This is a genomic window from Cellulomonas sp. P5_C6, assembly GCF_054049635.1.
On record NZ_JBFULZ010000001.1, the window covers coordinates 1 to 26,503 of the forward strand.

Below are 26,503 nucleotides of genomic sequence, written 5' to 3' on the forward strand. Positions count from 1 at the left end.
CCCGCATGCCGCGGGCGCCGACGTCGTCGCCCGCGAGGTGGTCGCGCAGGAGGCCCGCGGCGATCGCGGGTTCCTCGAGCACGGCGAGGTGGCCGGCGGTCCCGATCGTGGCGTGCATGGCCCTGGGGAGCTGCTCCGCCAGCGACTGCATCGACCTCGGCGTCGTCACCTCGTCGTGCGCGCCGCTGATCAGCAGCGTCGGGACCGGGACGTCGGCGACGCTCCCGGACCGGTCGAACGTCGCGAGCGCCTCGGCGCACCGTGCGTACGACTCGTCGTCGACGTCCAGCAGCGCGTCCAGGGCCCGTGCGCCGGCGCGGGCGCCGCTCGCGAGGAAGTCCGGCGCGAACCAGCGGGCGGCGCTGCCGGCCACGAGGGATGCCGTCCCGCCCGAGCGGACCGCGGCCGCGCGCTGCGCCCAGCCGTCGGCCGTGCCGATCCGGGCGCCGCTGCAGCACAGGGTCAGGGTGAGCACCCGCGCCGGGTGCGCCGCCACGAGCTCGAGGGCGATCGCGCCGCCGAGCGAGACACCGGCCACGTGGAAGGCGCCGCCGCCGGCCTCGTCGACCACGTCGAGCACGGCCGTGGCCAGCTCGGCGACGGTGAACGGCTCGTGCGCCGCCGGACCCGCACCGTGCCCCGGCAGGTCGAGCCGCAGGACGCGGAGCGAGGCCGTCGCGGGGTCCGCGCGCAGGTGCGTGACGACGCCGTCCCAGAGGGCCGTGGTGGTGCCGAGCGAGGGCAGCAGGACGAGCAGGTCCTGGTGGGCGGCCGGGACCGCGCCGGGTGCGAAGGCGCCGCGCAGGCGCGGGACGCTCACGGGCGGGGCCCCTGGTCGAGCGTGTCCCGGAACCGGGTGATCGCCGTGTCCACCACCAGGCCGCACGCGGCCAGCGTGACGTCGTCGGCGGCGGGCACGCCGGAGTCGCGCAGGTTCCTCGCCGCGGCGTCGCGATGGACGGTCAGGCCGGCGACCGCGCGCGCCGCCGCGTCGGCCGAGCCGCCCGCGAGTCGTACGAGGTCCCGTACCGCCGCCCACTCGGCGTGCCACTCGCCCGCCGGACGCTCGTCCACCGAGACTGCGGCGCGGGCCACCGTCGACAGCAGCCCGGGGGCCTGCAGCGCGGCGGCGCTCATGACGACCGGGCCGACGGGGTTGCGTTTGTGCGGCATCGCCGACGAGGCGCCCCCACCTGCCAGCGCCAGCTCGTCGACGCCCTCGCGGGAGCCCATGACGAGGTCGCGGCCGATGCGACCGAGCGCGGCCGTGACGGCGGCGGCCGCCGTGGCGACCGCGAGGACCGGGGTGCGTTCGGTGTGCCACGAGCGGCGGGGGTCGTCGAGTCCGAGGGCGGACGCGAAGCCGGAGCGCAGCACGGTGATCGTGCCGGGGCACCCCGCCGCGCGGTCCGCCTGCTCGCCGGTGCCGACGGCGCCGCCGAGCTGGACCGGGAAGCGGGTGCCGTCGACCACGGCGACGGCGGAGCTGATCCCGTCGAGCCACCCGGCGATCTGCACGCCGAGCGTGGTCGCCGCGGCGTTCCTGCCGAGCGTGTGCCCGACCCGCACCGAGTCCCGCTCCTCGTCGGCCAGGACCGCCAGCGCCGTGCCGGCGGCCACGAGCCGCACCCGCAGCTGGTCGAACGTCGAGGCCGCGACCCGCATGAGCGCGGTGTCGAGGATGTCCTGGCTGGTCGCACCCGCGTGCAGTCGCGGCGCGTCGGCCCCGGCCGCCACGAGCGTCCCGCGCAGCAGCTCGACGAGCGCGACGACCGCGACACCGTCCCGCGCCACGCCGTCCACGAGCGCGTCGCGGTCGAGTGCGCCCGGGTCGGCCGCGACGGCGTCGAGCACGCGGGCGGCCGCCTCGTACGACGTGCCCTCCAGCCGGGCCCAGGAGCGCAGCAGGGCCGCCTCCGCCTGCACCATCGCGGCGAGCACCTGGTCGTCGCCCGCGGCGTCGCGGGTGCCGGCGGTCGCCGGCTGCAGCAGCCCCCAGTCGCCTGGCGTCATCGCGGCGTGCCGTAGTCGAGGAAGACGGTCTCGTCGGCACCCTGCAGGCGGATGTCGAACCGGTAGGAGCGCGGGCCGTCCACGGCGGCGACCAGCGTCCCGCGGCGGTCGGCGTCGACCCGCTGCAGGAGGGGGTCGGCCGCGTTCGCCTCGGGCTCGTCGCCGAAGTACGACCGCGTCAGCAGGTGGTGCAGCAGGCCGCGGGCGAAGACGGCCAGCACGACGTAGGGCGCGGACCCGGATCGGGCGGGCCCGGGCTTGACCGTGCTGAACGAGAAGGCACCGTCGGCCGAGGTCGCGGCCCGGCCGAAGCCGGTGAACCCGTGGGGGTCGCGGTCGAACGACCCGCGCTCCGTCGACGCGCGACCCTCGGCGTCGGCTCCCCACAGCTCGACGACCGCGTCGGGGACGGGGTCGCCCGCGCCGTCGAGGACGACGCCGTGCAGGCGGACCGCGTCCGGCTGCCACGGCGCCCGCACGTCCGGGCCGCCCGGGTAGGGCAGCGCGTACCCGAAGAACGGGCCGACCGTCTGGCTCGGGGTCTGCTCAGGCATGGTCGGCGTCCTCGGGCTCGGTCCACGTCGCCCGGGGGCCGGTCAGCACGACGTCCCAGCGGTAGCCGAGCGCCCACTCGGGCTCGCTGACGTCGTGGTCGTAGGTGGCGACGAGCCGGGCGCGGGCCGCGGGGTCGGTGATCGACTGGTAGATCGGGTCGAGGCCGAACAGGGGGTCGCCCGGGAAATACATCTGCGTGATCAGCCGCTGCGTGAACGCGGTGCCGAAGAACGAGAAGTGGATGTGCGCCGGCCGCCACGCGTTGCGGTGGTTGCGCCACGGGTAGGGGCCGGGCTTGATCGTGGTCAGCCGGTAGGAGCCGTCGTCGCCCGTGATCACCCGACCCACGCCGGTGAAGCTCGGGTCGAGCGGGGCGGGGTGCTGGTCGCGCTTGTGCACGTAGCGCCCGGAGGAGTTGGCCTGCCAGACCTCGATCAGCTGGTTGCGGACYGGCCGCCCCTCGCCGTCGAGCACGTGGCCGGTGACGATGATCCGCTCGCCCAGCGGCTCGCCGGCGTGCTGGATGGTGAGGTCCGACTCGTGGGCGGCCACGTCCGTGTGCCCGAACGCGGGGGAGACCAGCTCGATCTCCTCGGGGTCGGCCCGGACCAGCTCGTGCGTCGGGTGGCGCAGGACCGTCGACCGGTACGGCACGAAGTCGCGGTGCGGGTGCACAGCGGTGCTGCCCTGCTCGCGCGCGTGACGGTCGGCGATCTCGGCCGAGATCGTCTCCTGGCTCAGCTCGGGCATGCTCACTCCCTGAAGGGCAGGCCGGCGTACTGCTCGGCGAGGCTCTGCCGGGCCGCGAGGGACCGGGTGACGTACTCCAGCTGGCCCACCTGGCTGCGGTAGCGGAACCCGCGCGCCGAGGCGTCCGGCTCGTCGTGGTGCACGTGCAGCATCTCGGTCATCCACTGCGAGAACTGCTGCACCTTCCACTGCCTGGCGAGGGCGCGCTCGCTGTACCTCTCCAGGCCCGTGTCGTCCCCGGCCCGGTGGTCGAGCAGCGCCTGGCCCAGCAGCGCGACGTCCGCGACGGCGGAGTTCAGGCCCTTCGCCCCGGTCGGCGGCACGATGTGGCCCGCGTCGCCCGCAAGGAAGAGGCGGCCGTGCGACAGGGTCGAGGCGACGAAGCTGCGCATCGGGGTGACCGACTTCTCGGTGATCGCGCCCTGCGCCAGGGTCCAGCCGTCGATGCCGAGGCGCGTCTGCAGCGCGTCCCAGATCCGCTCGTCGCTCCACCCGTCGATCGTCTCGTCCGCGGCCACCTGCAGGTAGAGGCGCGAGACCTGCCGCGACCGCATGGAGTGCATCGCGAACCCGTCGCGGTGCAGCGCGTAGACGAGGTCGTCCGTCGAGGGCTCCACGTCGGCCAGGATGCCCAGCCACGCGTACGGGTACGACCGCTCCCACGTTTCCCGGGCCTGCGGGGGCAGCGACCGCCGGCACACGCCGTGGTAGCCGTCCGCACCGACGACGATGTCGCACGCGAGCTCGACCTCCTCGTCCCCGTCGCGGTAGCGCACGCTCGGGCTGCTCCCGGTCACGTCGTGCACCTGCACGTCGGCCACCTCGAACACGATGTCGGATCCGGCGCGCTCGTGCTCGGCGAGCAGGTGCGCGACGAGCGCCTGCTGCCCGTAGACGGTCACGGTCCGCCCGACCAGCTCGGGGAAGTCGAGGTGGTGCCGCTCGCCCTCGTACTGCAGGTAGATCCCGTGGTGGGTCAGGCCGCGCCGGCGCAGGTCGTCGTCCATCCCGAGCGACGCGAGCAGGTCGACCGTGCCCTGCTCGAGCACCCCGGCGCGGACGCGGCCCAGCAGGTGCTCGCGCGTGGTGGCCTCGAGGATCCGGAACGGCACACCGGCCTGGGCGAGGATGTGGCCGAGCGTGAGGCCCGCGGGCCCGGCGCCGACGATGGCGACGCTCGTCGTCTGCTGCACGGTCGTGCTCACGGCCGGGCGACGAAGGTCTGGCGGATCTCCCCGATGCCGTCCACGGTGCTGACCAGCGTCTCGCCCGGCTGCAGGAAGCGCTGCGGCGTGCGGCGGTTGCCGACGCCGGCGGGCGTGCCGGTGAAGATCAGGTCGCCCGGCAGCAGCCGGCACACCGCCGAGAGGCGCGCGACGAGGTCGTCGACCGGGAAGATGAGCTCGCTCGTGCGCCCGTGCTGGATCACCTCGTCGCCGATGCGGGACTCGAAGCCCACGTCGTCGCGGTCGGGCAGCTCGTCCGGCGTGACGACGACGGGTCCGATCGGCCCGAACCCGGGGTGGGACTTGGCCAGCGAGAACTGCGGCGGCGTGCCCCGCAGCTGCTGCACCCGCTCCGAGAGGTCCTGACCGACCGTGAGCCCGGCGACGGCGTCCCACGCGTCCGCGCGCGGGATCCGGTAGCCGCCGCGCCCGATGACCGCGACGACCTCGATCTCCCAGTCCACGTGCCCCTCGGGCAGCGCGACGGTGGTCACCGGACCCGCGATGCTGCTGGGGAACTTGGTGAACACGAGCGGCTCGTCCGGCGCGACGAACCCGGCCTCGGCGGCGTGCGGCCGGTAGTTCAGCGCGATCGCGAACACCTGGCGCGGCGCCGGCACCGGTGCACCGAGCTCGTCTGCCCTCACGGTCGCCGCGGCGGACCAGTCGGCACCCGGCGCCCACGCGACGACGTCCGACCACCGCTCGAGCGCGGCGACCGGGTCCGCCGGCAGGTCGCCGCCGGACGCGGTAGCGACGTCGAGCGCCCGGTCGCCACGGACGAGGGTGAACTGACCGTCGAGGGTGCCGAACCTCATCGCGTCAGCCGTTGGTGGGCGAGTAGAGGTCGGTCGTGTACGGCTCCGTGTCGTGCGCGGCGCTCCACGGCACGACGTGGTTGCGTAGGATGCCCACGCCCTCGATCTCCGCCTCGATCCGGTCGCCAGGCTGCAGGTAGAAGTCGAAGGGGTTGGGCTGGATCGCCGCGACCCCCGAGATGGTGCCGGTGGTGATGATGTCGCCCGCGCTGTAGCCCTGCGCCGAGTGGTACGCGACCAGGTGGGGCAGCGAGATGATCATGTCCGAGGTGTTGCCCTGCTGGCGGACGTCGCCGTTGACCCGCAGCTCCATGCGCAGGTTCTGCGCGTCCGGGATCTCGTCCTTGGTGACGATCCACGGGCCGATCGGGCAGAACGTGTCGATGCCCTTGGAGAACGAGAAGACGCCGGACTGCATCTCGCGGCGCTGGATGTCGCGGGCCGTGATGTCGTTGAAGACGAGGTAGCCGGCGATGTAGTCGTCGGCCTCCTCGGGCCCGAAGAACTTGCCGCTCTTGCCGATGATGACGCCGAGCTCGAGCTCGTAGTCCATCTCCCGCGTGAGCCCCTCGGGGTACACGATCGCGTCGTCCGGACCGATGATCGCGTCGACGTTCTGGAAGAACACGATGCCCTTGTGCACCGGGTGCGACCAGTTCACCGCAGCGAGCTCCTCGTGGTGGGCCGCGAAGTTGCCGGCCGTGTGGAAGAACTTCTTGGGGACGATCGGCGCCCGCAGGTGGACCGCGTCGAGGGCGAACCGGCGGCCCGTCTCGCCGACGTCGCCCTCGGTGCCTCCCCGCTCGAAGAACTCCCGGGTCGAGCCGACGCCCAGCTCCACGACCTCGTCACCGTCGAGATACCCCACGAGGCCCTCGTTGAACGTCACGAGCTTCATCGCTCGACCCTCTTTCACTCTACGAAAGTTAGTTTCACAATTCTGATGACGCGGCGGTCCGCGTGTCAAGCGGCGCGGCGGTCAGTGCGGGGGAGCGGCGACGCGCAGCACGCGAAGCTGCAGCGACAGCGTGTCGTAGTAGCCGACGAGCGTGAGCAGCTCGAACAGCTGGGGGAGGCCGAGCACGTCCCTGGCCTGCGCGAACGCCTCGTCGTCGAGGTCGCCGGCGGTCAGGAGCAGGTGGGTGGTGCGGGCGACGACGCGCTCCGCCTCCGTGGTCAGGACGTCGTAGTCGTGCTCGCGCAGGGCCTCGAGCTCGGCGTCGGTCAGGCCCGCGTGGCGCCCCACGGCCTCGTGGGCGTACCACTCGAAGTCCGAGTCGCGGAGCGCGGCGACCACGAGGATGGCGATCTCCCGGGCCCGGTCCGAGAACGTCGTCCGGTACCGCACGGCCGCGCCGAGCTCCTGCAGCGCCATGCCGACGCCGGGCTGCAGGAGGAACGCGTTGAAGGGCCCCTCGAGCGCTCCGTCGTCGTCGACCAGCCGGAACAGGGTCGGTCCCTGGGCACGCGGGCCCCCGGTGACGGCGTCGTACACGGCGCGCTGCGCCTCGTCGAGCGAGGCCGGGTCGAGACGCGGGGCGCGGGTCACGCGTGGCCGCCGGACAGGAGCGCGGAGATCTCCGCGCACGTGTCCAGCAGCGTCGGCCGCAGCTCGCGCACGATGCGCTGCGTCGACCAGTCGCGCGCCTGGACCGCCAGGTTGACGCCCGCGACGACGCGCCCGCCGGCGCCGGTGACGGGACCGGCGACCGAGCGCAGGCCGTACGCCAGCTCCTCGTCCTGCATCGCCCAGCCCTGCTGCCGGATCTGCTCGAGCTCGGCCCGCAGCTCGTCCAGCGACACCTTCGCGTTCKGGCCGTGCTGCGCCGCGAACGACTCCGGGGTGATCCGCGAGGCCAGGTCGTCCTCGTCGAGGTGAGCGAGCAGGAGCTTGCCGATCGACGTCGTCACGGCCGGCAGCGTCGAGCCCACCTGGATGTTCGCGGTGACGAGGTCGGAGTTGCGCAGCCGCACGAGGTAGAGGACGTGGTCCCCGGAGAGCACCGCGAGGTTGACCGTCTCGCCCGTGCTCTCGCCCAGGTGCTGCAGCTTGGGGGTCGCGACGCCGACGAGGTCGAGGCTGCGCAGCGCCGCGGACCCGAGGGTCAGGGTGCGCACGCCGGGCCGGTAGTCGCCGTTGGGCAGGTGGTCGAGGTAGCCCTCGGAGGCGAGGGTCTGGACCACGCGGTACACGGTCGGCATCGGCAGGCCCGCGGCCGTCGCGAGGTCCGTGACCCGCCAGGCGGGCCGCTGCTCGTCGAACAGGCTGAGGATCCGCAGCCCCTTCGCCAGGGCCTCGACGCGGTACTCGCGCTTCTCGGCCGTCCCGGCGTCGGACGGGTCGGCTGCGGTGGCGACCTTGTTCTTGGGGGGCATCCATGTCCTCCGTGCTCGTCGTCCCGGCTCGTCGGCGTCAGCCTAGGGGGAACGCTCTGCGACGCCTGGACAGGCTCGCGGTGTCTACCGTAGCCTATCCGAAAGCGACTTTCATGATGCGAGAGTGAAGGGACACCGGAGTCCATGGGGGAATGGCTGGGTCTAGGGGGCAGGCCCGCTCTCGTCGTCGGCGCGGGTGGCCTCGGCGGGGCGAGCGCGGTGAGCCTCGCCGGGCAGGGCGCGCGGGTCGTCGTGGCCGACCGGGACGGGAACGCCCTGGAGTCCGTCGCACGGGCCGCGAAGGACCAGGGTGTCGAGGTCGTCACGGTGCAGGCCGACGTGGCCACCCCCGAGTCGTCCCGCGCCGTGGTCGAGGAGGCCGCGCAGCTCGTCGGGACGCCGCAGCTGTTCCTGCACGCCGTCGGGCGCAACGACCGCCGGCCCGTCCTGGAGCTCGCGGACGACGACTGGCAGTCGATCCTCACCCTGAACCTGTCCACCGCGTGGTGGCTCGGCCAGGAGGTCGGCCGGCGCATGGTGGCGGCAGGGACGGGCCGCATGGTCTTCGTCTCCTCCGTCTCGGCGCTCCTGGCCCACGCCAACCACGCGCCGTACGCGGCGACCAAGGGCGGCATCAACCAGCTGATGCGCGTGATGGCCCGCGAGTGGGCGCCCTACGGCGTCAGCGTTAACGCGGTCGGTCCCGGGTACGTCGAGACCGACCTGACGCGGACCTACCTCGCACGCGACGGGCACCGCGAGGAGCTCGAGTCGCTCGTCCCGGCGCGCCGCCTGGGCCGCCCCGAGGAGGTCGCCGACGCTGTGACGTTCCTGCTCTCCGAGCGGGCCGAGTTCATCACCGGGCAGTGCCTCTACATCGACGGCGGCCGCACGCTGGTCTGACCGCCACCCGACCGATCCGTTCGAACGCAAAGGACACACCGCCGTGCCTCTCGCTCCCCTCCCCGTCCCGCGGCGCTTCGAGGGCCGCACCGTCGTCGTCACCGGAGCCGGCACCGGCTTCGGCGCCGAGATCGCGGTCCGTGCCGCCCAGGAGGGCGCCCGCGCCGTGGGCATCCACTACCGCAGCTCCGCCGCCGGCGCGGAGGCCACGGCCGCACGGGTGCGCGCCGAGGGCGCCGAGGCCGTCCTGCTCCAGGCCGACATCGTGGAGTGGGCGCAGGTGGCCGCGATGGCCGACGCCGCGTTCGAGGCGCTGGGCCAGGTCGACGTGCTGATCAACAACGTGGGCGACGTCGCGCGCGAGCAGATGTCGTGGCGCGACATCACCGAGGAGTCGATCGACCACGTCCTCGCCGTCGACATCAAGGGCACCATGGCGTGCATCCACGAGTTCGGGCAGCGGATGCTCGACCAGGGGCACGGCAGCATCGTCAACATCGGCTCGACCGTCATCGTCCGCGGCAGCGCGCGTGCCCCGCAGTACGCGGCGGCCAAGTACGGGCTCCTCGGCGCCACCAAGTCCTACGCCCACGCGTTCGCGCCGACCGTGCGCGTCAACATCTTCGCGCCCGGGTTCATGGAGACCGAGGCGACGCTGGGCCGCAAGGACTGGCAGTCGGGCCGCGGCGACCAGCTGCGGTCGCTGACGCCGATGGGGCACATCCCCGGGCCGGCCGAGATCGCGGGGGCGGCCCTGTTCCTCGCCACCGACGACGCGGCGCACATCACCGGGACCTACATGGTCGCCGACGGCGGCTACAACATGGTCGGCGCGTGAGCACCCACCCGCGCGACCTCCCGCTCGCCGAGGCGCGCGCGCTGGTGCAGCGCGCGGTCGACAAGGCCGAGCAGCTCGGCCTGCGGGGCGGCATCGCGGTGGTCGGGGCCAGCGGCGCGCTGGTCACGGCGTCGCGGCTCGACCACGGCGGCCCCGGCGGCATGGCGCGGGCCCGGTCCAAGGCGTGGATCTCGGCCACCCAGCAGATCCCGAGCGCCGAGCACCTCCAGCGCATGACGCACCTGCCGGCACCGATCTCGACCGGCTTCGTGGCCGCCTCGCCCGAGGCCGTGTTCCCCGGGGCCGGGGGCATGCCCGTGCTCCGCGACGACGTCGTCGTCGGCGGGGTCGCCGCGTCCGGCGCGACGGTCAGCCCGTTCCTGCCCACCGGCGTGGCGCCCGAGGTGGTGAGCGCCGACGGCGATCCCGCCAACCCCGAGGACCTGCTCATCGCGTACGCGCTCGGCACGGGCCGCTACGTCGGGCAGCACGGCGACGACCGCGCGAGGTGGGAGGCCCGGTTCGGGGACCTCGTGGTGCTGCCCGAGGCCAGCCTCGGGATGAAGGACGCGCCACGAGCGAGCGCCCAGGACGAGCTGACCTGGGCACTCGCGCTCTGCGACGCCGTGATGGATCGCGCCCGGGCGCGCGGGGTGCTCGTGTCCGTCGCCGTCGTCGACCGCGGCGGGGACCCCGTGCAGCAGGACCGGATGGACGACGCGGTCGCCGGCGGCGTCGACGTCGCGCTCGCCACCGCGTCGGCCGCCGCGCGCTTCGGGCGGCCCAGCGGCGAGCTGGCGACGGACTTCGGACCCGCCGCGAACGTGCTGGGCACGCTGTCGCCGTCGCCGTTCCTCGCGGCACCCGGCGGAGTACCGCTCGTGGTGGACGGGCGCGTCGTCGGCGCGCTCGGCGTGGGCGGCGCGGACCCGGTGACGTGCGCCGAGATCGCCGCCGAGGTGGCGGCCCGGTGACCGTGCGCGTCGCCGTCCTCGGCTGCGGTGCCATCGGCAGCCTCTACGCGGCCCACCTGGCCCGGGTCCCGGACGTCGAGGTCTGGGCCGTCGATCCCTGGGCCGAGCACGTCGCGGCCATCGAGCGCGACGGGCTGCGGGTCACCGGCAACGCCGACTTCGTCGCGCCGGTGCGCGCGGTGGGCGACGCCGCCCGGCTGCCGGACTGCGCGTTCGGGATCGTCGCCACCAAGTCGCTGCACACCCGGGCCGCCGTCGAGGCAGCGCGGCACGCGCTCCGCGATGCCGCGGTGGTGAGCGTGCAGAACGGGATCGGGAACGAGGAGGTCGTCGCGGAGGTCCTGCCCAGGGTCGTGCGCGGCAGCATCATCACCGCCGGAGCCGTCACGGCGCCGGGGACGGTGCGGTACGACGCCCCCGGCGACTCGTGGTTCGGCCCGTTCGAGCCGAGCCCCGCCACCGCCGACGAGATCGAGCGGCTCGCCGCTCTCCTGACGGAGGGCGGCCTGCGCACCCACGCGCTGGCCGATGCGCGCGGCCCGCAGTGGACGAAGGTCGTCTTCAACGCCGCCACCAGCCCGCTCGCGGCCCTCACTGGGCTGACCGTGGGGCAGGTCTGCACCGACCCCGGGCTGCGGGTCCAGGTCCACGCCCTGATCGACGAGGCCCTCGCGGTGTGCGCGGCCGCCGGGATCGTGCTGCTCCGGGAGCCGGCCGAGTCGGTGCGGGAGGCGATCGACGAGGCGTTCTGGCACAAGCCGTCGATGCTGCAGGACGTCCTGGCCCACCGGGCGACCGAGGTCGACGTCCTCAACGGCGGCATCGCGCTCGAGGGCGCGCGGGTGGGCGTCGCGACGCCCCTGCACGATGCCATGGTCGCGCTGGTCCACGGGCTCGAGAGCTCGTGGACGGCGGAGTCGTCGCACTGATCCCAGGGAAGGACCACCGCCATGCCCGGTCGAGTGCTCGGACTGTCCAGCGGGGTCCCGGGGGGCAKCGCCGAGATCCTGCTGATCGAGGCGCTGCGCGCCGCGCAGGCCGACGGTGCGTCCGTCGAGCTGGTGCGGCTCGACGACCTGAGTGACGCCGCCGACTGGTTCTGGGAGCGGCTCGTCGCGTGCGACGGGTGGATCGTCAGCGCGCCGATCATCAGCCGGACCGTGCCCGGTCGGTTGAAGGTGCTCGCCGACCTGCTGCTCGGCCCCAACGCCGACGCCGCGATCATCGAGGGCATCCTCGCGGCCCGGCGTTCGGGGGCGGACCCGCAGGTCCCGTTCCGCGTCGACGAGCGGGTGCTCAAGCCGCGCGTCGCCGGGTTCATCGCGTGCGGGGGCTCGCTGACCTCGCAGTGGAAGGCGCTCGCGCTGCCGGTCATGCACACGCTGGCCTTCTCGATGCACATCAAGGTCGTCGACCAGATGGTGGTCGAGGGGGCCGGGACCCCGCAGTCGGTGGTGCTCGACGCCGACGCGATCGGCCGGGCCGCCGACCTGGGTCACCACGTCGCGAGCCAGCTGGGCCGCGCGTGGCAGGCGGCGGAGTACCTGGGCGCGCCGGGCGCCTGCCCGATGTGCCGGCTCGACGTCGTCGTGCTCGCCGGCAGGGACGTGGAGTGCGCGACGTGCGGGGCCCGGGGTCGGCTCGGGGAGGACTTCGCCGTCGAGTGGACCGACCTCACCACGTCCGTGATCTCCCTGGAGGAGAAGCGGGCGCACTACGTCGAGATCGTCGAGACCGCGCAGCGGCACGCGGCCCAGCGGGACCTGATCGACGAGCGCGCGCGGGCCTACGCGGCGTTCCCCGTCACCCGTCCGGACGCCTGAGCGCGGTCACAGTTGAGTCACGACCGCGCGGGACGTAGACAACGCGCGGTCGCCGAACTACCGTTGTCGCTAGTTGGAAAGTCACTTTCACGATGTGAGAGCGATACAACACCGCGGACATCAAAGGAGATCCCCGTGAGCTTGTCCCGCCGGCACTACACACGCACCATGTCGGGCCTCGCGCTCGCCACCGCTGTCGGCCTGCTGGCCGCGTGCAGCGGCTCCGGCAGCGACGACACGGCCGCGACGTCCGGGTCCACGGACGGCAGCTCGGCCGCCTCCTCGCTGCCGCAGACCCTCGCGTTCTCGCCCATCGGCCTGCAGGTCCCCGCGATGAAGGGGCTGTCCGAGGGAGTGACCGGGTACGGGAAGTCGCAGGGCTGGGAGGTCATCGTCCAGGACCCGAGCCTCGACCCGACCAAGCAGGTCCAGCAGGTGACCGAGGTGCTCGACTCCGGCCGCGCAGGCGCGGCGTGGATCATCGCGATCGCCCCCAAGTCGATGAGCGACGTGCTCAAGAAGGCCCAGTCGAGCGGCATCCCGGTGCTGATCAACGGCGTGCCGGCCGACTACGGCTTCGACGGCCCGCAGGCGGGCATCTCGTTCGACACCATCGACTACGCAGCCGGCGGCACGGCCGTCGGCGAGCAGCTGGGCAAGTGCATCAACGAGAAGATGGGCGGGACCGCGAACGTCCTGTACGGCGAGTCGGCGGCCGGCACGGCCGGCAAGGAGGAGTCCGACAAGGCGTTCAAGGACGCGCTCGCCAAGACCGCTCCGGACGCGAAGATCGTGCAGAGCTGGACGATCTCGGACCGCGCCGCGTCGCAGACCGACGTCGGCAACATCCTGCAGGGCCAGCCCGACGCCAACGCGGTCGCCTCGACGAACGACGAGGGCGCGCTCGGCGCCATCGGCGCCTTCAAGGCGGCGGGCAAGGAGCTGCCCTGCATCGTCGAGTTCGGCGKCAACGACGAGGTCCTCGGCCTGGTCAAGGACGGCACGATCTACGCATCCGTCGCGCTGCAGTTCGGCGACGACATGACCCAGTCGTTCGACACGCTGGTCGAGATGCAGAAGGACCCGACCGCCGTCGGCCCGATGCTCACGGTTCCGCAGAAGGTCATCACGGCCGGCAGCTGACCGGACGCGTGAGGGAAGAGACGTGACGATGAGCCTGCCCACAGAGGCGCACGGCCAGGTGGCCCCCGACGAGCCGGGGGCCACCGTGCCGGCACAGCCTGCCCCGCCCGCACCCGCACCGTCGCCCGTCGGCGACAGCGCGGGGGTGCGCGGCCTGATCTTCCTGCGGGACCGCGGCATCTTCGTGCTGTGGGGGTTGCTGATCGTCGCGTTCAGCTTCTGGTGCAGCCCCTACTTCGCGAGCCTGAACAACGCGATCCTCATCGCCAACGCGGCGGCCATCAGCGCGATCTTCGCGGCGGGCGTGGCGGTCGGGATCATCTGCGGGGCGCTCGACCTCTCGATCCCGGGCGTCGCCGCGCTGGCCAGCTGCCTGACGGGCTGGCTGATGATCAACGGCGCGCCGGTCTGGCTCGCCCTCGTGGCCGGTCTGGCCGTGGGGCCGCTGGTGGGGCTGCTCAACGGGCTCGTCTCGCTGCGCGGCTTCAACCCGATCATCGTGACCATCGCGACGCTCTCGTTGACGTCCGCGGCCGCCGCCATCATCGCGGGCGGCTACACGATCCCCGGGCTCGACGCCCTCGACTTCATGGGCACCCAGCGCTACCTAGGCGTGCCGGCGCCGGTCTGGATCGTCGCCGTGCTGTTCCTCGTCGGCACCGTCTTCCTGACCCGGACCCGGGACGGCATCCGGCTGATGGCGGTCGGCGGCAGCGCCGAGGCCGTGCGCCGGTCCGGCATCCACAGCAACCGGTACCGGGTGCTGGCGTTCATGATCAGCAGCGGCTGCGCCGCCCTCGGTGGCCTCGTCACCGCGGCCACGGTCACCGAGGCCAGCCCGTCGGCCAGCCCGGGCATCATCTTCACGGCGCTGACGGCCGTCGCGCTCGCCGGCGTCTCGCTCGTCGGCGGCCGGGGCAGCCTGCCCCGCGTCCTCGTCGGCGCCCTGGTGCTCGCGACGATCTCCAACGGCCTGACCATCAAGGGCGTGCAGCCGTACTGGGCGACGGGCGTCACCGGCCTGCTGCTGCTCGGCTCGCTCGCCCTCGAGCGCTGGATCTCCATGACGGTCTCGCGCCGGCTCATGGCCACGGCGCAGGCATCCGTCCACACGGGAACGCGGTGAACGCCATGACCGACCAGACACCGGCACTCGAGCTCGAGGCCGTCGACATGCACTACGGCTACGTCCGGGCCCTCGACTCCATCGACTTCCGGGTGGGGCAGGGCGAGGTCGTCGGCCTGCTCGGCGACAACGGAGCCGGCAAGTCGTCGCTGCTGAAGGTGATGTCCGGAGCGCACCGACCCTCGGGCGGCACGCTCCGGGTGCACGGCACCGAGGTCGAGTTCCACGCGCCCAGCGATGCCACGCGGGCCGGGATCCAGATGGTCTACCAGGACCTCGCCCTGGTGGAGCCGTTGGACATCGCGACGAACCTCAACATCGGCCGCGAGATCCTCCGCAAGGGTCTGCTGGGCACGATCGGCTTCGTGGACCACAAGGCGCAGCGTCGCCGGTCCGAGGCCGAGCTCGACCGCCTGGGCGTCCGGACGGCGGCGATGACCCGCCCGGTCGAGATGCTCTCCGGCGGTCAGCGCCAGGTCGTCGCCCTGGCCCGCAGCGCCACGCGCGTGTCCGGCGAGCAGAACGGCATCCTGCTGCTCGACGAGCCCACGGCCGCCCTCGGCTACGAGCAGACGCAGGTGGTGGAGGCGCTCATCCGGCGGATGGCGGACCAGGGGATCGCGATCGTCCTGGTCACCCACAACCTCCCGCTGGCGACGTCGGTGTGCCACCGGATCGCGGTGCTCAACCGCGGCCGCAAGGTGGCGGACCTCCCCACGGCCGAGACGGACAACGACCAGCTCGTCGGGTGGATCACCGGGGCCCGCGCCTCGATGTTCGTCTGACGTGCCCGCCGCTCCCCGGGCCGTCCGGGTCGACGTCGTCGGCGGCGACGCCCTCGGGGTGGGCGACCGCCCGGCGCTGTCGTGGTGGCTCCCGCAGGGGGCCACCCGGCAGAGCGCCTACCGGGTGGTCACCGACGACGGGTACGACTCGGGGGTCGTCGGGTCGGACCGCCAGTCGTACGTCGAGGTCCCCGTGTTCGACCGGTCGCGGCGCAGCTGTCACGCCCGCGTCCAGGTGCGGACGGACCTGGGGGAGAGCGACTGGAGCGAACCGGTCCTGCTCGAGAGCGGTCTGCTCGCCGAGGCCGACTGGTCGGCCCGGTGGATCGGGGCCGACGAGCCGACGCCCGCGCCGAAGGCCTCGCGGCCGGCCGTGTGGCTGCGGACCCTGGTCGAGCTGGAGCCCTCGGACGCCCGCCTGCACGTCACCGCGCTCGGCCTGTACGAGGTGTTCCTCAACGGTGCGCGCGTGGGAGACGTCGAGCTGGCCCCGGGCTACACGCAGTACGCGCGACGGGTCCAGCGGCAGTCCTACGACGTCACGCATCTCCTGCGACCCGGGCGGAACGCCGTCGCGGTGCTGCTCGCCGACGGCTGGTTCCGCGGTCAGGTGGGCGCGCCGCGCGCCGCCGACGAGTTCGGCACCGACACCGCCCTGCGGCTGCAGCTCGAGGTCCTGGACGGCGGAGCGTGGACCACGGTTGCGGCCACGGGGGAGCACTGGCGCACGGGACCGTCGCACGTGCTGGCCGCGGACCTCATCGGGGGCCAGCGCGAGGACCGCGGTCTGGTCGACGCGGCCGTGCACACCGCCGTCGAGCTGCCCGGCTGGACCGCGGCGGTCGTCCGTGACGTCGACGTCGTGGTGGTCGGCGCGGTCGCGCCGCCCGTGCGCCGGACGCAGGAGCTCCGACCCGTCGCGGTCACCCGGCTCGCCGACGGTGCGTCCCTGGTCGACCTGGGCCAGAACATCAACGGGTGGACGCGGGTCACGGATCTCGGGCCGGCGGGGACCACGCTCGTGCTGCGGCACGGCGAGCACGTCGACCACACCCCCGACCTCACGACCGCCCACCTCGACGTCGACCTCCCGATGCTCCCGGAACCGCTGCCGCTCGGTCAGGTCGACTCGGTGACCTCGGCCGGCACGCCCGGGGACGTGTTCGAGCCGCGGTTCACCACCCACGGGTTCCGCTACGTCCGGGTCGACGGCCATCCGCGGACCCTGACGCCCGACGACGTCACCGGCGTGGTCGTGCACTCCGACCTGCGCCGCACGGGCTGGTTCGCCTGCAGCGACGAGCGGGCGCAGCGCCTGCACGACGCGGTCGTGTGGTCGCTGCGCGGGAACGTGTGCGACATCCCGACGGACTGCCCGCAGCGCGAGCGCGCCGGGTGGACCGGGGACTGGCAGGTCTTCGCGCCGACGGCCGCGGTGCTGTTCGACGTGCTCGGGTTCAGCCGGAGGTGGCTGCGGGACGTCGCGCTCGACCAGCGCGCCGACGGGTGCGCGGCGAACATGTCGCCGTGCCCGCCCGCCGAGGGGTTCGACGGCCCGATCGGGTTCCTCAACGGCTCCGCGGGCTGGGGCGACGTCGTCGTGGCCACGCCGTGGGACCTCTACCAGGCCTACGGCGACCTCTCGCTGCTGCGCGAGTCGTGGACCGCGGCCTCCCGCTGGCTGGACTTCGCGATCCGCGGGGCCGCAGGTGGGCGGCACCCCGACCGGGCGGCCCGGCGCCCGGAGGCGGCGCCGCACGAGGAGTTCCTGTGGGACACCGGGTTCCACTGGGGCGAGTGGCTCGAGCCCGGAGTCGAGGTCGGTGACTTCCGGGCGTTCGTCGGCGCCGACAAGTCCGAGGTGGCGACCGCGTACCTGCACCGCTCCGCCGCGACGATGGTCCGCATCGGAGAGCTCCTCGGCGAGGACGTCGCCCGGTATCGCAGGGTCGCGGACGGGGCCCGAGCCGCCTGGCAGGCGGAGTTCGTCCGGCCGGACGGGACGTTGCGGGTGCAGACGCAGGCCTCGCACGTGCGGGCGCTGGCGTTCGACCTGGTGCCCGACGGGCTGCGCCCGGCCGTCGCCGACGGGTTGGTGCGGCTCGTCGCCGAGGCCGGCGGCCACCTGGGCACGGGGTTCCTGTCGACCGGGCTCCTGCTGCCGACCCTCGCCGAGGCCGGCGGCGTCGACACCGCGTACGCGCTGCTGCTCCAGGACACCGAGCCCTCGTGGCTGACCATGATCGACCGCGGCGCGACGACCGTCTGGGAGCGCTGGGACGGCGTCGACCAGCACGGGGACGCCCACGGCTCGCTGAACCACTACAGCAAGGGCGCGGTGGCGTCGTTCCTGCACCGGCACGTCGCCGGCCTGCAGCCGACCGCGCCGGGCTACCGCACGTTCCAGGTCCGGCCGCTGCCCGGCGGCAGGCTGACCTGGGCGACTGTGCGGCACGACAGCCCGTTCGGCCCGATCGAGGTGGCCTGGCGGATCGACGACGACACCTTCGAGCTCGACGTGCAGGTGCCGCCGGGGACGTCCGCGCGGGTGGTGCTGCCCGACGGGTCGACCGAGGAGGTCGGGCCGGGCCCGCACCACCGGCGGGTCACAGGGTCGTGGCCTCGCCCGTGACGAGCCGCCGCACGACGCCCTCGGGGCTGAACGCGGCGAGCATGCCGGCGTACTTGCCGGGGTCCGTCGTCTCGCCCTCGTGGATCGGCACGGCCACCCGCGGGGCGACCGCCCGGACGTACTCGACGGCCTCGGCCAGCTTGAGCCACGGGCCGTCGATCGCCACGGCGAGCACGTCGACGTCCCGGCCCGGCAGCACGAACGAGTCGCCCGGGTGCAGGAGGGCGCCGTCGTCGACGAGGTATGCCGCGTTGGTGCACCCCGGCACGTCGGCGTACACGGGTGCGTGCAGGTCGCCCAGCACCTCGACCACCGAGCCGCCGAACGTCAGGCGGTCGCCGGGCCGGGCGACGACGACGGTGGCGGCGAGGCCGGACACGGCAGCCTCGGTGTCGGCGTCGACGACGAGCGTGGCTCCCGGGTTCGCCGCGAGCAGCGCACCCAGTCGGCCGGTGTCGACGTGGTCCGGGTGCTGGTGGGTCACCAGGACGGCATCGAGGTCGCGCAGGTCCTCGAAGGTCGACATGGTGCCCGGGTCGAGCAGGAGCCGGGCTCCGTCGGTCTCGACGAGCAGGCAGGCGTGGCCGAGGTGGGTGAGCTGCATGGCCCCATGCTCTCACTCTCAGAACATGACTTCCACAGAACGGGAGACGCCGTGAGTCCGCTACATCACCTCGGGTACTGGGTCGAGGATCTCGACGAGGGGATCGACCGCGCGGTCCGCACGCTCGGCGTCGGCCCCTTCCTGGTCCACGAGCACGTCCGCTTCGAGACGTTCACCCTGGCGGACGGGACGGCGGTGGACGACCCCGCCTACTTCGACCACTCGGCGGCGTTCGCCTCCTGGGGCCCGGTCGTGCTGGAGCTCGCCGTCGTGCACTCGGTCGACCCGTGGCTGGCCGCGGCCTACGGTCTGGGCTCGCCCGGCCTCGGGCACGTCAGCTGGGTGGTCGACGACCTCGAGGCGGAGTCGGCGCGGCTGGAGGAGCAGGGCTGCCGGCTGATCCACACGGCGAGCTCGGGGGCGGTGTCCGTCGCGTGGCACGACGGCGGAGCGCTGTTCCCGCACCCGGTCGAGGTGCATCGCGCCGGCGCGCCGATCCTCGGGATGCACGGTCGACTGACGGCTCTCGCGGCAGGCTGGGACGGTCGCGACACCCGCCGGCCGATGCAGGGCTGAGGGTGCTGGATTCCTGGCCGGACGCGCTATATCCTTGATGCGAAAGTCGCTTTCACAGGACGAAAGTGTCGCCTTGCACAAGGGAGTGCCGCCGTGACCGATCCCCGACCGTTGCACGTCCTCATCGCCGGTGGTGGCCTCGCCGGCCTCGCCACCGCCCAGGGACTGCGCAAGTCCGGCCACACCGTCGAGGTGTTCGAGCGGGACGCCGACCTCGACCGCAAGCAGGGCTACTACCTGCACTTCAACGCGATCGGCGGCGAGGCCCTGCACCGGTGCCTGCCCGACGACCTGTACGCGCTCTACCAGCAGACCTCGCGCCGCAGCTACGACCGGCCCGAGTCGATCGTGCTGGACAACCAGCTGAACGAGCTGAGCTCCCAGCCGCACATGGGGCCGCCCAACGACGGGCCCGTCCCGCACACGGGCGTGCACCGTCGGACGCTGCGGCAGATCCTGTCCGGCCGCCTCGGGGACTCGATGCGCACGGGGGCGCCCGTGGTGTCGTACGTCGAGGACGCCGACGGCGTCACGGTGACGCTCGCCGACGGCAGCACCGCGCGGGGCGACGTGCTGGTCGGCGCCGACGGCATCCGCTCGGCGGTCCGCCGCCAGCTCCTGCCCGAGGTCCCGGTCATCCCGACGGGCATCCGCGGCATCGGGGTCTACGGCCGGACGCTGCTCACCCCGGAGCTCGACGCGGTCCTGCCGAACATCCTCGACCAGGGCGTCCTCATCGCCGTGGACCGCAAGGGGTCCCGCCTGCTCGTCGCCAACTTCCGGCCACGGCAGCCCGCCGACGAGGCCGCCGCCGAGCTCACCCCGGACATCTCGCTCGACCCGGTGCCCGCCTACGCGATGGTGAGCTGCAGCCTCGCCCCCGGCACGGACGTCCCGCCGGCCGGCGAGTGGACCGAGCAGACGGCGCTCGACCTGCGCGACTCCATGCTCGCCGCCATCGACGGGTGGCACCCCGCGGCGGCGGCGCTCGTCGCGAACATGKACCCGGCGTCCATGTTCGCGATCCCGTTCGGCTTCCTCGAGCCGGCCGACAGCTGGGAGCCGTCGCGCGTGACGATCATCGGCGACGCGGCGCACGGCATGCTCCCGACCCTCGGCATGGGCGCCAACCTCGCGCTGAACGACGCCGCCCTGCTCGTCGACCAGCTGGACCGGGTCGCGCGCGGCGAGGCGGAGCTCACCGACGCGATCGGCGCCTACGAGGCGACGATGCGCGCGACCGCGTACCCGATCCTGCGCATGACCGTGGACCACGACAAGAACTTCGGCGGCGGCGCGCTGGCGGAGACGACCGGGGATCGGCAGGCAGGGTGACGGGGCGGCTGGCAGGCCGGGTCGTCCTCGTCACGGGCACGGGCGGCGGCATCGGCCGGGCCACGGCGCTGCTCTGCGCGCGGGAGGGCGCCCACGTGGTCGGGTGCGACCTGAACCCCGGGCCGTCGCAGGAGACGGTCGACCTGGTGAGGGCGGCCGGCGGCCGGATGGACGCGGTCGCGCCGGTCGACCTGGCCACCGAGGACGGCGCGCAGGCGTGGGTCGACCAGGCCGTCGCGCTGGCCGGAGGCGTCGACGTGCTGGTCAACAACGCGTCGGCGATCCGGTTCGGCGCGATCGACCGGCTCACGTACGCCGACTGGTCGTTCACCATGCGCAACGAGCTCGACATCGTCTTCCTGGTGACCCGGGCGGCCTGGCCGCACCTGGTCGCCCGCGGGGGCGGTTCGATCGTCAACATCGGCTCGATCAGCGGGTCGCGCGGCGCGTGGTTCGAGCCGCAGAACGCGCACGGCGCCGCGAAGGGCGGGGTGCTGGCCCTGACCTCGCACCTGGTCGTCGAGGGAGGTCCGCACGGCATCCGCGTCAACGCGGTCAGCCCGGCGATGACGCAGACCCCGCAGACCGACGCGATGCTGCGTGACCCCGACGGGCCTGCCGAGCAGATCCTGTCCCGGGTGCCGCTGCGCCGGTGGGGTCAGCCGGAGGACGTGGCGAACGCCGTGCTCTTCCTGGCGAGCGACGAGTCGTCGCACGTGTCCGGGGCGAACATCCCGGTCGACGGCGGTGCGGCGGTCGTCGGATGAGGGGCCGGCTCGTCCTRCGGGGCGACGAGGGGTACGAGGAGGCGCGGGTCGGGCGGGTGTTCAACGCGCGCCGCCCCGACCGGTACYCCGCGGCGGTCCTCGAGGCGCTGGACGAGGACGACGTCGTCGCGGGCGTGCGGCTCGCGATCGCGCGCGGCTGGGGGATCAGCGTCCGCTCGGGCGGCCACTCGTGGGCCGCGTGGAGCGTGCGCGACGACGTGCTGCTGCTCGACCTCGGTGCGCTGCGGTCGATCTCGTACGACGAGGGCAGCGGCGTGGTCTCGGCCGGCCCGGCGACCACGGGCGCGCTCGAGCTGGCGCCGTTCCTGGCGGAGCGCGGCCGCGCGTTCCCCGTGGGCCACTGCGCGACCGTCGGCATCGGCGGGTTCCTCCTGCAGGGCGGGCAGGGCTGGAACGGTCGGGCGCGGGGCTGGGCGTGCGAGGGGATCGTCGCCGTCGACGTCGTCACGGCCGACGGATCGCTGGTCCGCGCCGACGCCGACCAGAACGCGGACCTGTACTGGGCGGCCCGCGGGGCCGGCCCGGGCTTCCCCGGCATCGTGACCCGGTTCCACCTGCAGACCTACCCCGAGCCGCCCGTGATGTGGCAGGACACCTGGACGTTCCGGCTGGACGACGCGGAGGCGGTCGTGCACTGGCTGCACGCGGTGCTCCCCGGGCTCGATCGACGCGTCGAACCGGTCATGGCCGCCACCCGGCTGCCGGACGTGCCGCTGTACGACGGCGTGCCGCACCCAGGGGGCACGCTCCTGCTGCTGCACACCACGTGCATGGCGGACTCGGACGAGGAGGCGCTCGCGCTGCTCGCGGCGCTGGGGGAGTGCCCGGTGCTCGGGCGCGAGCTCGGCCACGTCACGGGTCCCACGTCGGTGGCCGACGAGAGCGTCGCGCAGACGGGCCAGAACCCGGAGGGCCACCGCTACGCGGTCGACTGCGCGTGGACCGACGCCCCAGCGGACGTGCTGGCCCCGCTGCTGCTCGACGTCTGGCGCGGGCTGGACACCGAGCACTCGTTCTCGATCTGGTACGGCTGGGCCCCGACGCGACCCCTGCCGGACATGGCGTTCTCGGTCGAGGGCCAGGTGTACGTGGCGACGTACCTGATCTACACGGACGAGGCCGACGACGAGCGTTACCGCACCCGGGTGCACGAGCAGACGGCCGCGATCGCCCGCCAGGGCGGCGTGGGCGTGTACCTCGGCGACACCGACTTCACGCGCCGCCAGGACCGGTTCCTCACGCCCGAGAACTTCGCGCGGCTCGAGGCGGTCCGCGCCGAGCACGACCCCGACGGGCGCATCGCCTCCTACCTCACGGCCGACCGGGCCGGGCTGAACGCCCGTGCCTGAGCGACTCGACCACGTCGGTCTCAACGTCGCCGACCTGGCGGCGGCGCAGGCCTGGTACTGCGCCGCGTTCGGCTACGCGACGGAGCTGGAGGCGCGCGTCGACGCCGTCGACCTGGACATCGTCATGCTGGTGCACCCGACGGACGGCGGCCGGCTCGAGCTCCTGCACCGCTCCGGGTCGCGCCCGGGCCTGCGGGCCGCCGACCCCGGGCAGGCGGCGCTCACGCAGGGCTTCGGGCACCTCGCGTTCGACGTCGTCCCGCTGGACGCGACGTACGACCGGCTGCTGGCGCTCGGTGCCCGGGCGGTGATGGCGCCGCAGCAGTCGCCGGAGCCCGGGGTCCGCATGGCGTTCGTCGCGGACCCGGAGGGCAACCTCGTCGAGCTGCTCGACCGGTCGGGCGGCGCCGCGTGACGTCCCCGGCGGTGGTCGTGCCGCGGCACCTGGTCCCGCTGCTCGCCGCGTTCACGTCCCTCGTCGTCTTCACCACCGACGTCTACCTCCCCGTCCTGCCTCAGCTGGGGACGGACCTGGGCACCACCAGCGCGGCGGCGGCGGCGACGGTCTCCGCGGTCCTGGTCGGCATCGCGGTCGGCCAGGTGGTCATCGGGCCGCTGAGCGATGCCGTCGGCCGTCGGGTCCCGCTGCTGCTCGGTGGGCTGGGGTACGCCGTCGCGCACCTGCTCAGCGCGCTGGCGCCGTCGATCGGCGTGCTGCTCGGGCTGCGGGTGCTCGCGGGACTGGCGACGGCCGCGTGCCTGGTGGTCACGCGCGCGGTCGTCGCGGACGCGTACCCGGGGGCTGCCGCCGCCAAGGCGTTCGCCACGCTGAGCGCGGTCACGGCGATCGCGCCGGTCGTCGCGCCGGTCGCGGGCGGCCTCCTGGCGCACGTGATGACCTGGCGGGGCATGTTCGTCGTGCTGGCCGTCGCGGCCACCGTCCTCACGGCCGTCAGCTGGCGCGCCCTGCCCGAGACGCTGCCCCGCGAGCGCCGGATCCCGCCGCACCTGGGCGCGGTCGTCGCCGGGCTCGGGTCGGTGCTGCGGATCCGCACGTTCCTCGCCTACCTCGCCGCGACCGCGGCGTTCGGCGGGATCCTCTTCGGCTACATCGGCGCGTCGTCGTTCGTGCTGCAGGACTCCTTCGGGCTCTCGCCGCAGCAGTACAGCCTCGTGTTCGCCCTGAACGCCGTCGGCATCTTCGTCGCGTCGAACCTCAGCCGGCACCTGGTCGGTAGGTCCGGCTCGTCCCGGCTGCTCGCCAGCGGGCACCTGACCTCCGGCGCGGGCGCGGTCGTGCTCGGCGTGGGCGTCGGCCTGCACAGCCTGCCGCTCGTCATGACCGGCCTGTTCCTCGCGGTGGCCAGCCTGGGCCTGGTGATCCCGGCCGCCACGACGCTGGGGATGGCGGCGGCCACGGGTCGCGCCGGCTCCGCGTCGGGCGTCCTGGGCATCTGCCAGTTCACCGTCGGCGCCGTCGCCGCCCCGCTGGCCGGTGCGGGTGGCTCGCCGTGGTCGCTCGTCGCCGTCGTCGCCGTCAGCGCGCTGGCCGGCCCCCTGCTCCTGCACCTGCTCCGGCGTCCGACGCCGGATCCCGTCGACCCGTACCCGTCCGACACGAGGAGGACCACATGACCGCGCGAGAGTTCCCCGACGGCTTCGTCTGGGGGGTGGCCAGCGCCGGCCACCAGAACGAGGGCGACAACACGACGAGCGACACGTGGTTCGCCGAGAACGTCAGCCCCACCGTGTTCCGTGAGCCGTCCGGCAAGGCCTGCAACGGCTACGAGCTGTGGCGCGAGGACCTCGACCTGGTCGCGGGCATGGGCCTGAACGCCTACCGGTTCTCGGTCGAGTGGGCGCGGGTGGAGCCCGCCGAGGGGGAGTTCGACGACGGCGCGCTCGCCCACTACGAGGCCATCGTCGACCGCTGCCTCGAGCTCGGTCTGGCCCCCGTGGTGACGTTCAACCACTTCACCTCGCCGCACTGGTTCGCCGCCGCCGGTGGATGGCTCAACCCCGAGGCGCCCGCGCTGTTCGCGCGCTACTGCGACGCCGTGATGGCCGCGTTCGGGGACCGCATCGCGTACGCGGTGACCATGAACGAGCCCAACCTCGCCCGCCTGCTCACCTGGATCGGGCTGCCCGAGGTCGTCCGGGAGCTGGAGCGAGCCACCCTGGCCGCCGCGAGCGCGGCCGCAGGCGTCCCGCGCTACCGGCTGGGCAACGTGATGGTCCCCGAGGAGATGGACGCCATGGCCGACGGCATGGCGGCGGGTCACCGCGCGGCACGGGAGGCCATCAAGGCGCACCGTCACGACCTCCCGGTCGGGCTGAGCATCGCGATCGTCGACGACGTGGTGGCCGGCGACGACGCCTCCGTGCGCGACCGCAAGCGCGCCGAGGTGTACGCGCGGTGGCTCGAGCTGGCCCGCGACGACGACTTCGTCGGCGTGCAGAACTACGAGCGGGTCGTCTACGACGCGAACGGCCGCGCGCCGCTCCCCGAGGGCACGCCGACCAACGACATGGGCTCGGCGATCGAGCCCCTCTCACTGGCCGGCTCCGTGCGCTACGCCTACGAGGTGGCGGGCGTCCCGGTCCTGGTCACCGAGCACGGCATGTCCACCCGCGACGACGCGTTCCGCGCGGCCTTCATCGCTCCCTCGCTCGCGGGTCTGCTGGACGCGATCGAGGACGGCGTCCCGGTCCTGGGCTACACGCACTGGACGCTGATGGACAACTTCGAGTGGATCTTCGGCTACGGCCAGCAGCTGGGGCTCCACTCCGTCGACCGCGAGACGTTCGTCCGCACACCCAAGCCGAGCGCCGGCGTCTACGCGTCCATCGCCCGCGCGAACACCCTGGAGGTCTGATGCCCCTCAACGCCGAGCTCGCCGCCCGCCTCCCGCTGCTCGAGGGGATGTCCGACCTCGGCGGCGCGCCCCCGGCCCCCGAGGACATCGCGCGCATGGACCGGTTCTTCGCCCCTGTCGGCGACTACACGGCCCCGAAGGCGCTCGTCGAGGCGCTCGAGGTCCCGGGTCCGCACGGCCCTGTCCCGGTCCGCGTCTACCGGCCCGTCGACCGCCCGGCCGAGCCGCTCGGCGTGGTCTGGATGCACGGCGGCGCCTTCGTCACCGGCCACCTGGACATGCCCGAGGCCGACGTCGTGGCGCGCGAGCTGGCAGCCCGCACGGGCGCGACGGTCGTCTCGGTGGACTACCGGCTGTGCAACGACGGCGTGCACTTCCCGGTGCCGCACGACGACGTGCACGCGGCGTTCGTGTGGGCCGCGTCGGCAGCAGGCCCGGCGCCGGCGGGGTCGAGGTGGKCCATCGGCGGCGCCAGTGCCGGCGCCAACCTGGCGCTCGGGGTCGCGCAGCGCCTGCGCGACGAGGACGGCCCGGACGCCGCGGCCGTCCTGCTCGCCTACCCGGTGGCGCACGACCCGGTGCCCTTCGGGACGCCCGAGCAGCAGGAGCAGATGGCCTCGATGCCGTCCGTCCTGCGCTTCACCGCGGAGTCGACCCGGTGGCTCAACCAGAACTACCTCGGGTCGAACCCGTCGACGGTCCCGTACGCGTTCCCCGGCCTCGGCCGGCTCGACGGGCTCCCGCCGACGCTCGTCTCCGTGTGCGAGTACGACGACCTGAGGCCGTCCGGAGAGCGGCTCCTGGCGGACCTGCGGTCGAGCGGCGTGACCGTCGTCGAGGACGACGTCGCGGGCGCCCCGCACGGCCACCTCAACGTCGCCGGCCTGCCCGCCGCGACCGCGACCCTGGAGGCGATGAGCGAGCTGCTGCAGCGCGCCTCTTGACGACACCCTGACGGTCCGACCCCCGTTCTTGACGCAGCCGGACCTTCGCACCGCCGCCCTCCGGTCGCA

Annotated in this window: 27 protein-coding genes; 17 read left to right on the forward strand and 10 right to left on the reverse strand. The window is 73.8% G+C overall.

Annotated elements, in window-relative coordinates; genetic code table 11:
• From ACXJKG_RS00005 to ACXJKG_RS00045, 9 genes are all read right to left on the reverse strand, one after another.
• Positions 1-820: alpha/beta fold hydrolase (locus ACXJKG_RS00005; RefSeq protein WP_456843697.1), on the reverse strand; the 820-nt coding region annotated here is incomplete at its 3' end.
• A complete protein-coding gene (locus tag ACXJKG_RS00010) occupies positions 817-2,013 on the reverse strand; it encodes a lyase family protein (protein ID WP_456843698.1) in 1,197 nt (398 codons plus the stop codon). The genes ACXJKG_RS00005 and ACXJKG_RS00010, both read right to left, overlap by 4 nt.
• The gene (pcaG, locus tag ACXJKG_RS00015) at positions 2,010-2,567 is read right to left on the reverse strand and encodes a protocatechuate 3,4-dioxygenase subunit alpha (RefSeq protein WP_456843699.1); all 558 of its coding nucleotides are present in this window, start codon (positions 2,565-2,567) and stop codon (positions 2,010-2,012) included. Before pcaG ends, ACXJKG_RS00010 begins: the two co-directional genes overlap by 4 nt.
• On the reverse strand, positions 2,560-3,318 hold the full coding sequence (gene pcaH, locus ACXJKG_RS00020) for a protocatechuate 3,4-dioxygenase subunit beta (RefSeq protein ID WP_456843700.1): 759 nt from the start codon (positions 3,316-3,318) through the stop codon (positions 2,560-2,562). The genes pcaG and pcaH overlap by 8 nt, the downstream gene beginning before the upstream one ends.
• 2 nt (positions 3,319-3,320) lie before the next feature.
• Positions 3,321-4,523 (reverse strand): 4-hydroxybenzoate 3-monooxygenase, encoded by a 1,203-nt coding sequence (locus ACXJKG_RS00025; protein ID WP_456843701.1) that lies wholly within the window; start codon positions 4,521-4,523, stop codon positions 3,321-3,323.
• Positions 4,520-5,362, reverse strand: coding sequence for a fumarylacetoacetate hydrolase family protein (locus ACXJKG_RS00030; RefSeq protein ID WP_456843702.1), 843 nt, complete (start codon positions 5,360-5,362; stop codon positions 4,520-4,522). Before ACXJKG_RS00030 ends, ACXJKG_RS00025 begins: the two co-directional genes overlap by 4 nt.
• 4 nt (positions 5,363-5,366) lie before the next feature.
• Positions 5,367-6,260, reverse strand: coding sequence for a fumarylacetoacetate hydrolase family protein (locus ACXJKG_RS00035; RefSeq protein WP_456843703.1), 894 nt, complete (start codon positions 6,258-6,260; stop codon positions 5,367-5,369).
• Positions 6,261-6,341: 81 nt separating this feature from the next.
• Complete coding sequence (locus ACXJKG_RS00040) at positions 6,342-6,911, reverse strand: carboxymuconolactone decarboxylase family protein (RefSeq protein WP_456843704.1); 570 nt, start codon at positions 6,909-6,911, stop codon at positions 6,342-6,344.
• Positions 6,908-7,738 carry an IclR family transcriptional regulator gene (locus tag ACXJKG_RS00045; protein ID WP_456843705.1) on the reverse strand — a complete coding sequence of 277 codons (831 nt, stop codon included), beginning with the start codon at positions 7,736-7,738 and terminating at the stop codon, positions 6,908-6,910. The genes ACXJKG_RS00040 and ACXJKG_RS00045 overlap by 4 nt, the downstream gene beginning before the upstream one ends.
• A gap of 144 nt (positions 7,739-7,882) precedes the next feature.
• On the opposite strand from ACXJKG_RS00045, the gene ACXJKG_RS00050 reads away from it, so the two are divergent.
• From ACXJKG_RS00050 to ACXJKG_RS00090, 9 genes are all read left to right on the forward strand, one after another.
• Complete coding sequence (locus ACXJKG_RS00050; RefSeq protein ID WP_456843706.1) at positions 7,883-8,641, forward strand: SDR family NAD(P)-dependent oxidoreductase; 759 nt, start codon at positions 7,883-7,885, stop codon at positions 8,639-8,641.
• Positions 8,642-8,684: 43 nt separating this feature from the next.
• Positions 8,685-9,479, forward strand: a complete 795-nt coding sequence (locus tag ACXJKG_RS00055; protein ID WP_456843707.1) for an SDR family NAD(P)-dependent oxidoreductase — start codon at positions 8,685-8,687, stop codon at positions 9,477-9,479.
• Positions 9,476-10,453 carry a GlcG/HbpS family heme-binding protein gene (locus tag ACXJKG_RS00060; RefSeq protein ID WP_456843708.1) on the forward strand — a complete coding sequence of 326 codons (978 nt, stop codon included), beginning with the start codon at positions 9,476-9,478 and terminating at the stop codon, positions 10,451-10,453. Before ACXJKG_RS00055 ends, ACXJKG_RS00060 begins: the two co-directional genes overlap by 4 nt.
• Positions 10,450-11,382 carry a ketopantoate reductase family protein gene (locus ACXJKG_RS00065; protein WP_456843709.1) on the forward strand — a complete coding sequence of 311 codons (933 nt, stop codon included), beginning with the start codon at positions 10,450-10,452 and terminating at the stop codon, positions 11,380-11,382. Before ACXJKG_RS00060 ends, ACXJKG_RS00065 begins: the two co-directional genes overlap by 4 nt.
• A 21-nt stretch (positions 11,383-11,403) precedes the next feature.
• A complete protein-coding gene (locus ACXJKG_RS00070; RefSeq protein ID WP_456843710.1) occupies positions 11,404-12,276 on the forward strand; it encodes a flavodoxin family protein in 873 nt (290 codons plus the stop codon).
• Positions 12,277-12,411: 135 nt separating this feature from the next.
• Positions 12,412-13,419 carry a sugar ABC transporter substrate-binding protein gene (locus ACXJKG_RS00075; protein WP_456843711.1) on the forward strand — a complete coding sequence of 336 codons (1,008 nt, stop codon included), beginning with the start codon at positions 12,412-12,414 and terminating at the stop codon, positions 13,417-13,419.
• 28 nt (positions 13,420-13,447) lie between these two features.
• Positions 13,448-14,545, forward strand: coding sequence for an ABC transporter permease (locus ACXJKG_RS00080; protein WP_456843712.1), 1,098 nt, complete (start codon positions 13,448-13,450; stop codon positions 14,543-14,545).
• A gap of 5 nt (positions 14,546-14,550) precedes the next feature.
• Positions 14,551-15,330, forward strand: coding sequence for an ATP-binding cassette domain-containing protein (locus tag ACXJKG_RS00085; protein ID WP_456843713.1), 780 nt, complete (start codon positions 14,551-14,553; stop codon positions 15,328-15,330).
• A gap of 1 nt (position 15,331) precedes the next feature.
• On the forward strand, positions 15,332-17,962 hold the full coding sequence (locus ACXJKG_RS00090) for a family 78 glycoside hydrolase catalytic domain (protein WP_456843714.1): 2,631 nt from the start codon (positions 15,332-15,334) through the stop codon (positions 17,960-17,962).
• On the opposite strand, the gene ACXJKG_RS00095 is transcribed toward ACXJKG_RS00090, so the two are convergent.
• Entirely contained in the window at positions 17,937-18,566 is a 630-nt protein-coding gene (locus tag ACXJKG_RS00095) for an MBL fold metallo-hydrolase (protein ID WP_456843715.1), read from the reverse strand. The genes ACXJKG_RS00090 and ACXJKG_RS00095 overlap by 26 nt on opposite strands.
• A 51-nt stretch (positions 18,567-18,617) precedes the next feature.
• Here ACXJKG_RS00095 and ACXJKG_RS00100 point away from each other — a divergent pair, with 51 nt between their 5' ends.
• The 8 genes from ACXJKG_RS00100 to ACXJKG_RS00135 all read left to right on the forward strand — a co-directional run bounded on the left by ACXJKG_RS00100 (position 18,618) and on the right by ACXJKG_RS00135 (position 26,434).
• Complete coding sequence (locus ACXJKG_RS00100; protein ID WP_456843716.1) at positions 18,618-19,142, forward strand: VOC family protein; 525 nt, start codon at positions 18,618-18,620, stop codon at positions 19,140-19,142.
• A 93-nt stretch (positions 19,143-19,235) separates the two neighbouring features.
• Positions 19,236-20,477, forward strand: a complete 1,242-nt coding sequence (locus ACXJKG_RS00105; protein ID WP_456843717.1) for an FAD-dependent oxidoreductase — start codon at positions 19,236-19,238, stop codon at positions 20,475-20,477.
• Complete coding sequence (locus ACXJKG_RS00110; protein ID WP_456843718.1) at positions 20,474-21,244, forward strand: SDR family NAD(P)-dependent oxidoreductase; 771 nt, start codon at positions 20,474-20,476, stop codon at positions 21,242-21,244. Before ACXJKG_RS00105 ends, ACXJKG_RS00110 begins: the two co-directional genes overlap by 4 nt.
• The gene (locus ACXJKG_RS00115) at positions 21,241-22,614 is read left to right on the forward strand and encodes an FAD-binding oxidoreductase (protein ID WP_456843719.1); all 1,374 of its coding nucleotides are present in this window, start codon (positions 21,241-21,243) and stop codon (positions 22,612-22,614) included. Before ACXJKG_RS00110 ends, ACXJKG_RS00115 begins: the two co-directional genes overlap by 4 nt.
• Positions 22,607-23,029: a VOC family protein gene (locus tag ACXJKG_RS00120; RefSeq protein WP_456843720.1), complete on the forward strand. Its 423-nt coding sequence runs from the start codon at positions 22,607-22,609 to the stop codon at positions 23,027-23,029. Before ACXJKG_RS00115 ends, ACXJKG_RS00120 begins: the two co-directional genes overlap by 8 nt.
• On the forward strand, positions 23,026-24,249 hold the full coding sequence (locus ACXJKG_RS00125; protein WP_456843721.1) for a multidrug effflux MFS transporter: 1,224 nt from the start codon (positions 23,026-23,028) through the stop codon (positions 24,247-24,249). The genes ACXJKG_RS00120 and ACXJKG_RS00125 overlap by 4 nt, the downstream gene beginning before the upstream one ends.
• Positions 24,246-25,490 (forward strand): glycoside hydrolase family 1 protein, encoded by a 1,245-nt coding sequence (locus tag ACXJKG_RS00130; RefSeq protein ID WP_456843722.1) that lies wholly within the window; start codon positions 24,246-24,248, stop codon positions 25,488-25,490. Before ACXJKG_RS00125 ends, ACXJKG_RS00130 begins: the two co-directional genes overlap by 4 nt.
• Positions 25,490-26,434 carry an alpha/beta hydrolase gene (locus tag ACXJKG_RS00135; protein WP_456843723.1) on the forward strand — a complete coding sequence of 315 codons (945 nt, stop codon included), beginning with the start codon at positions 25,490-25,492 and terminating at the stop codon, positions 26,432-26,434. The genes ACXJKG_RS00130 and ACXJKG_RS00135 overlap by 1 nt, the downstream gene beginning before the upstream one ends.
• Positions 26,435-26,503 lie beyond the last annotated feature (69 nt).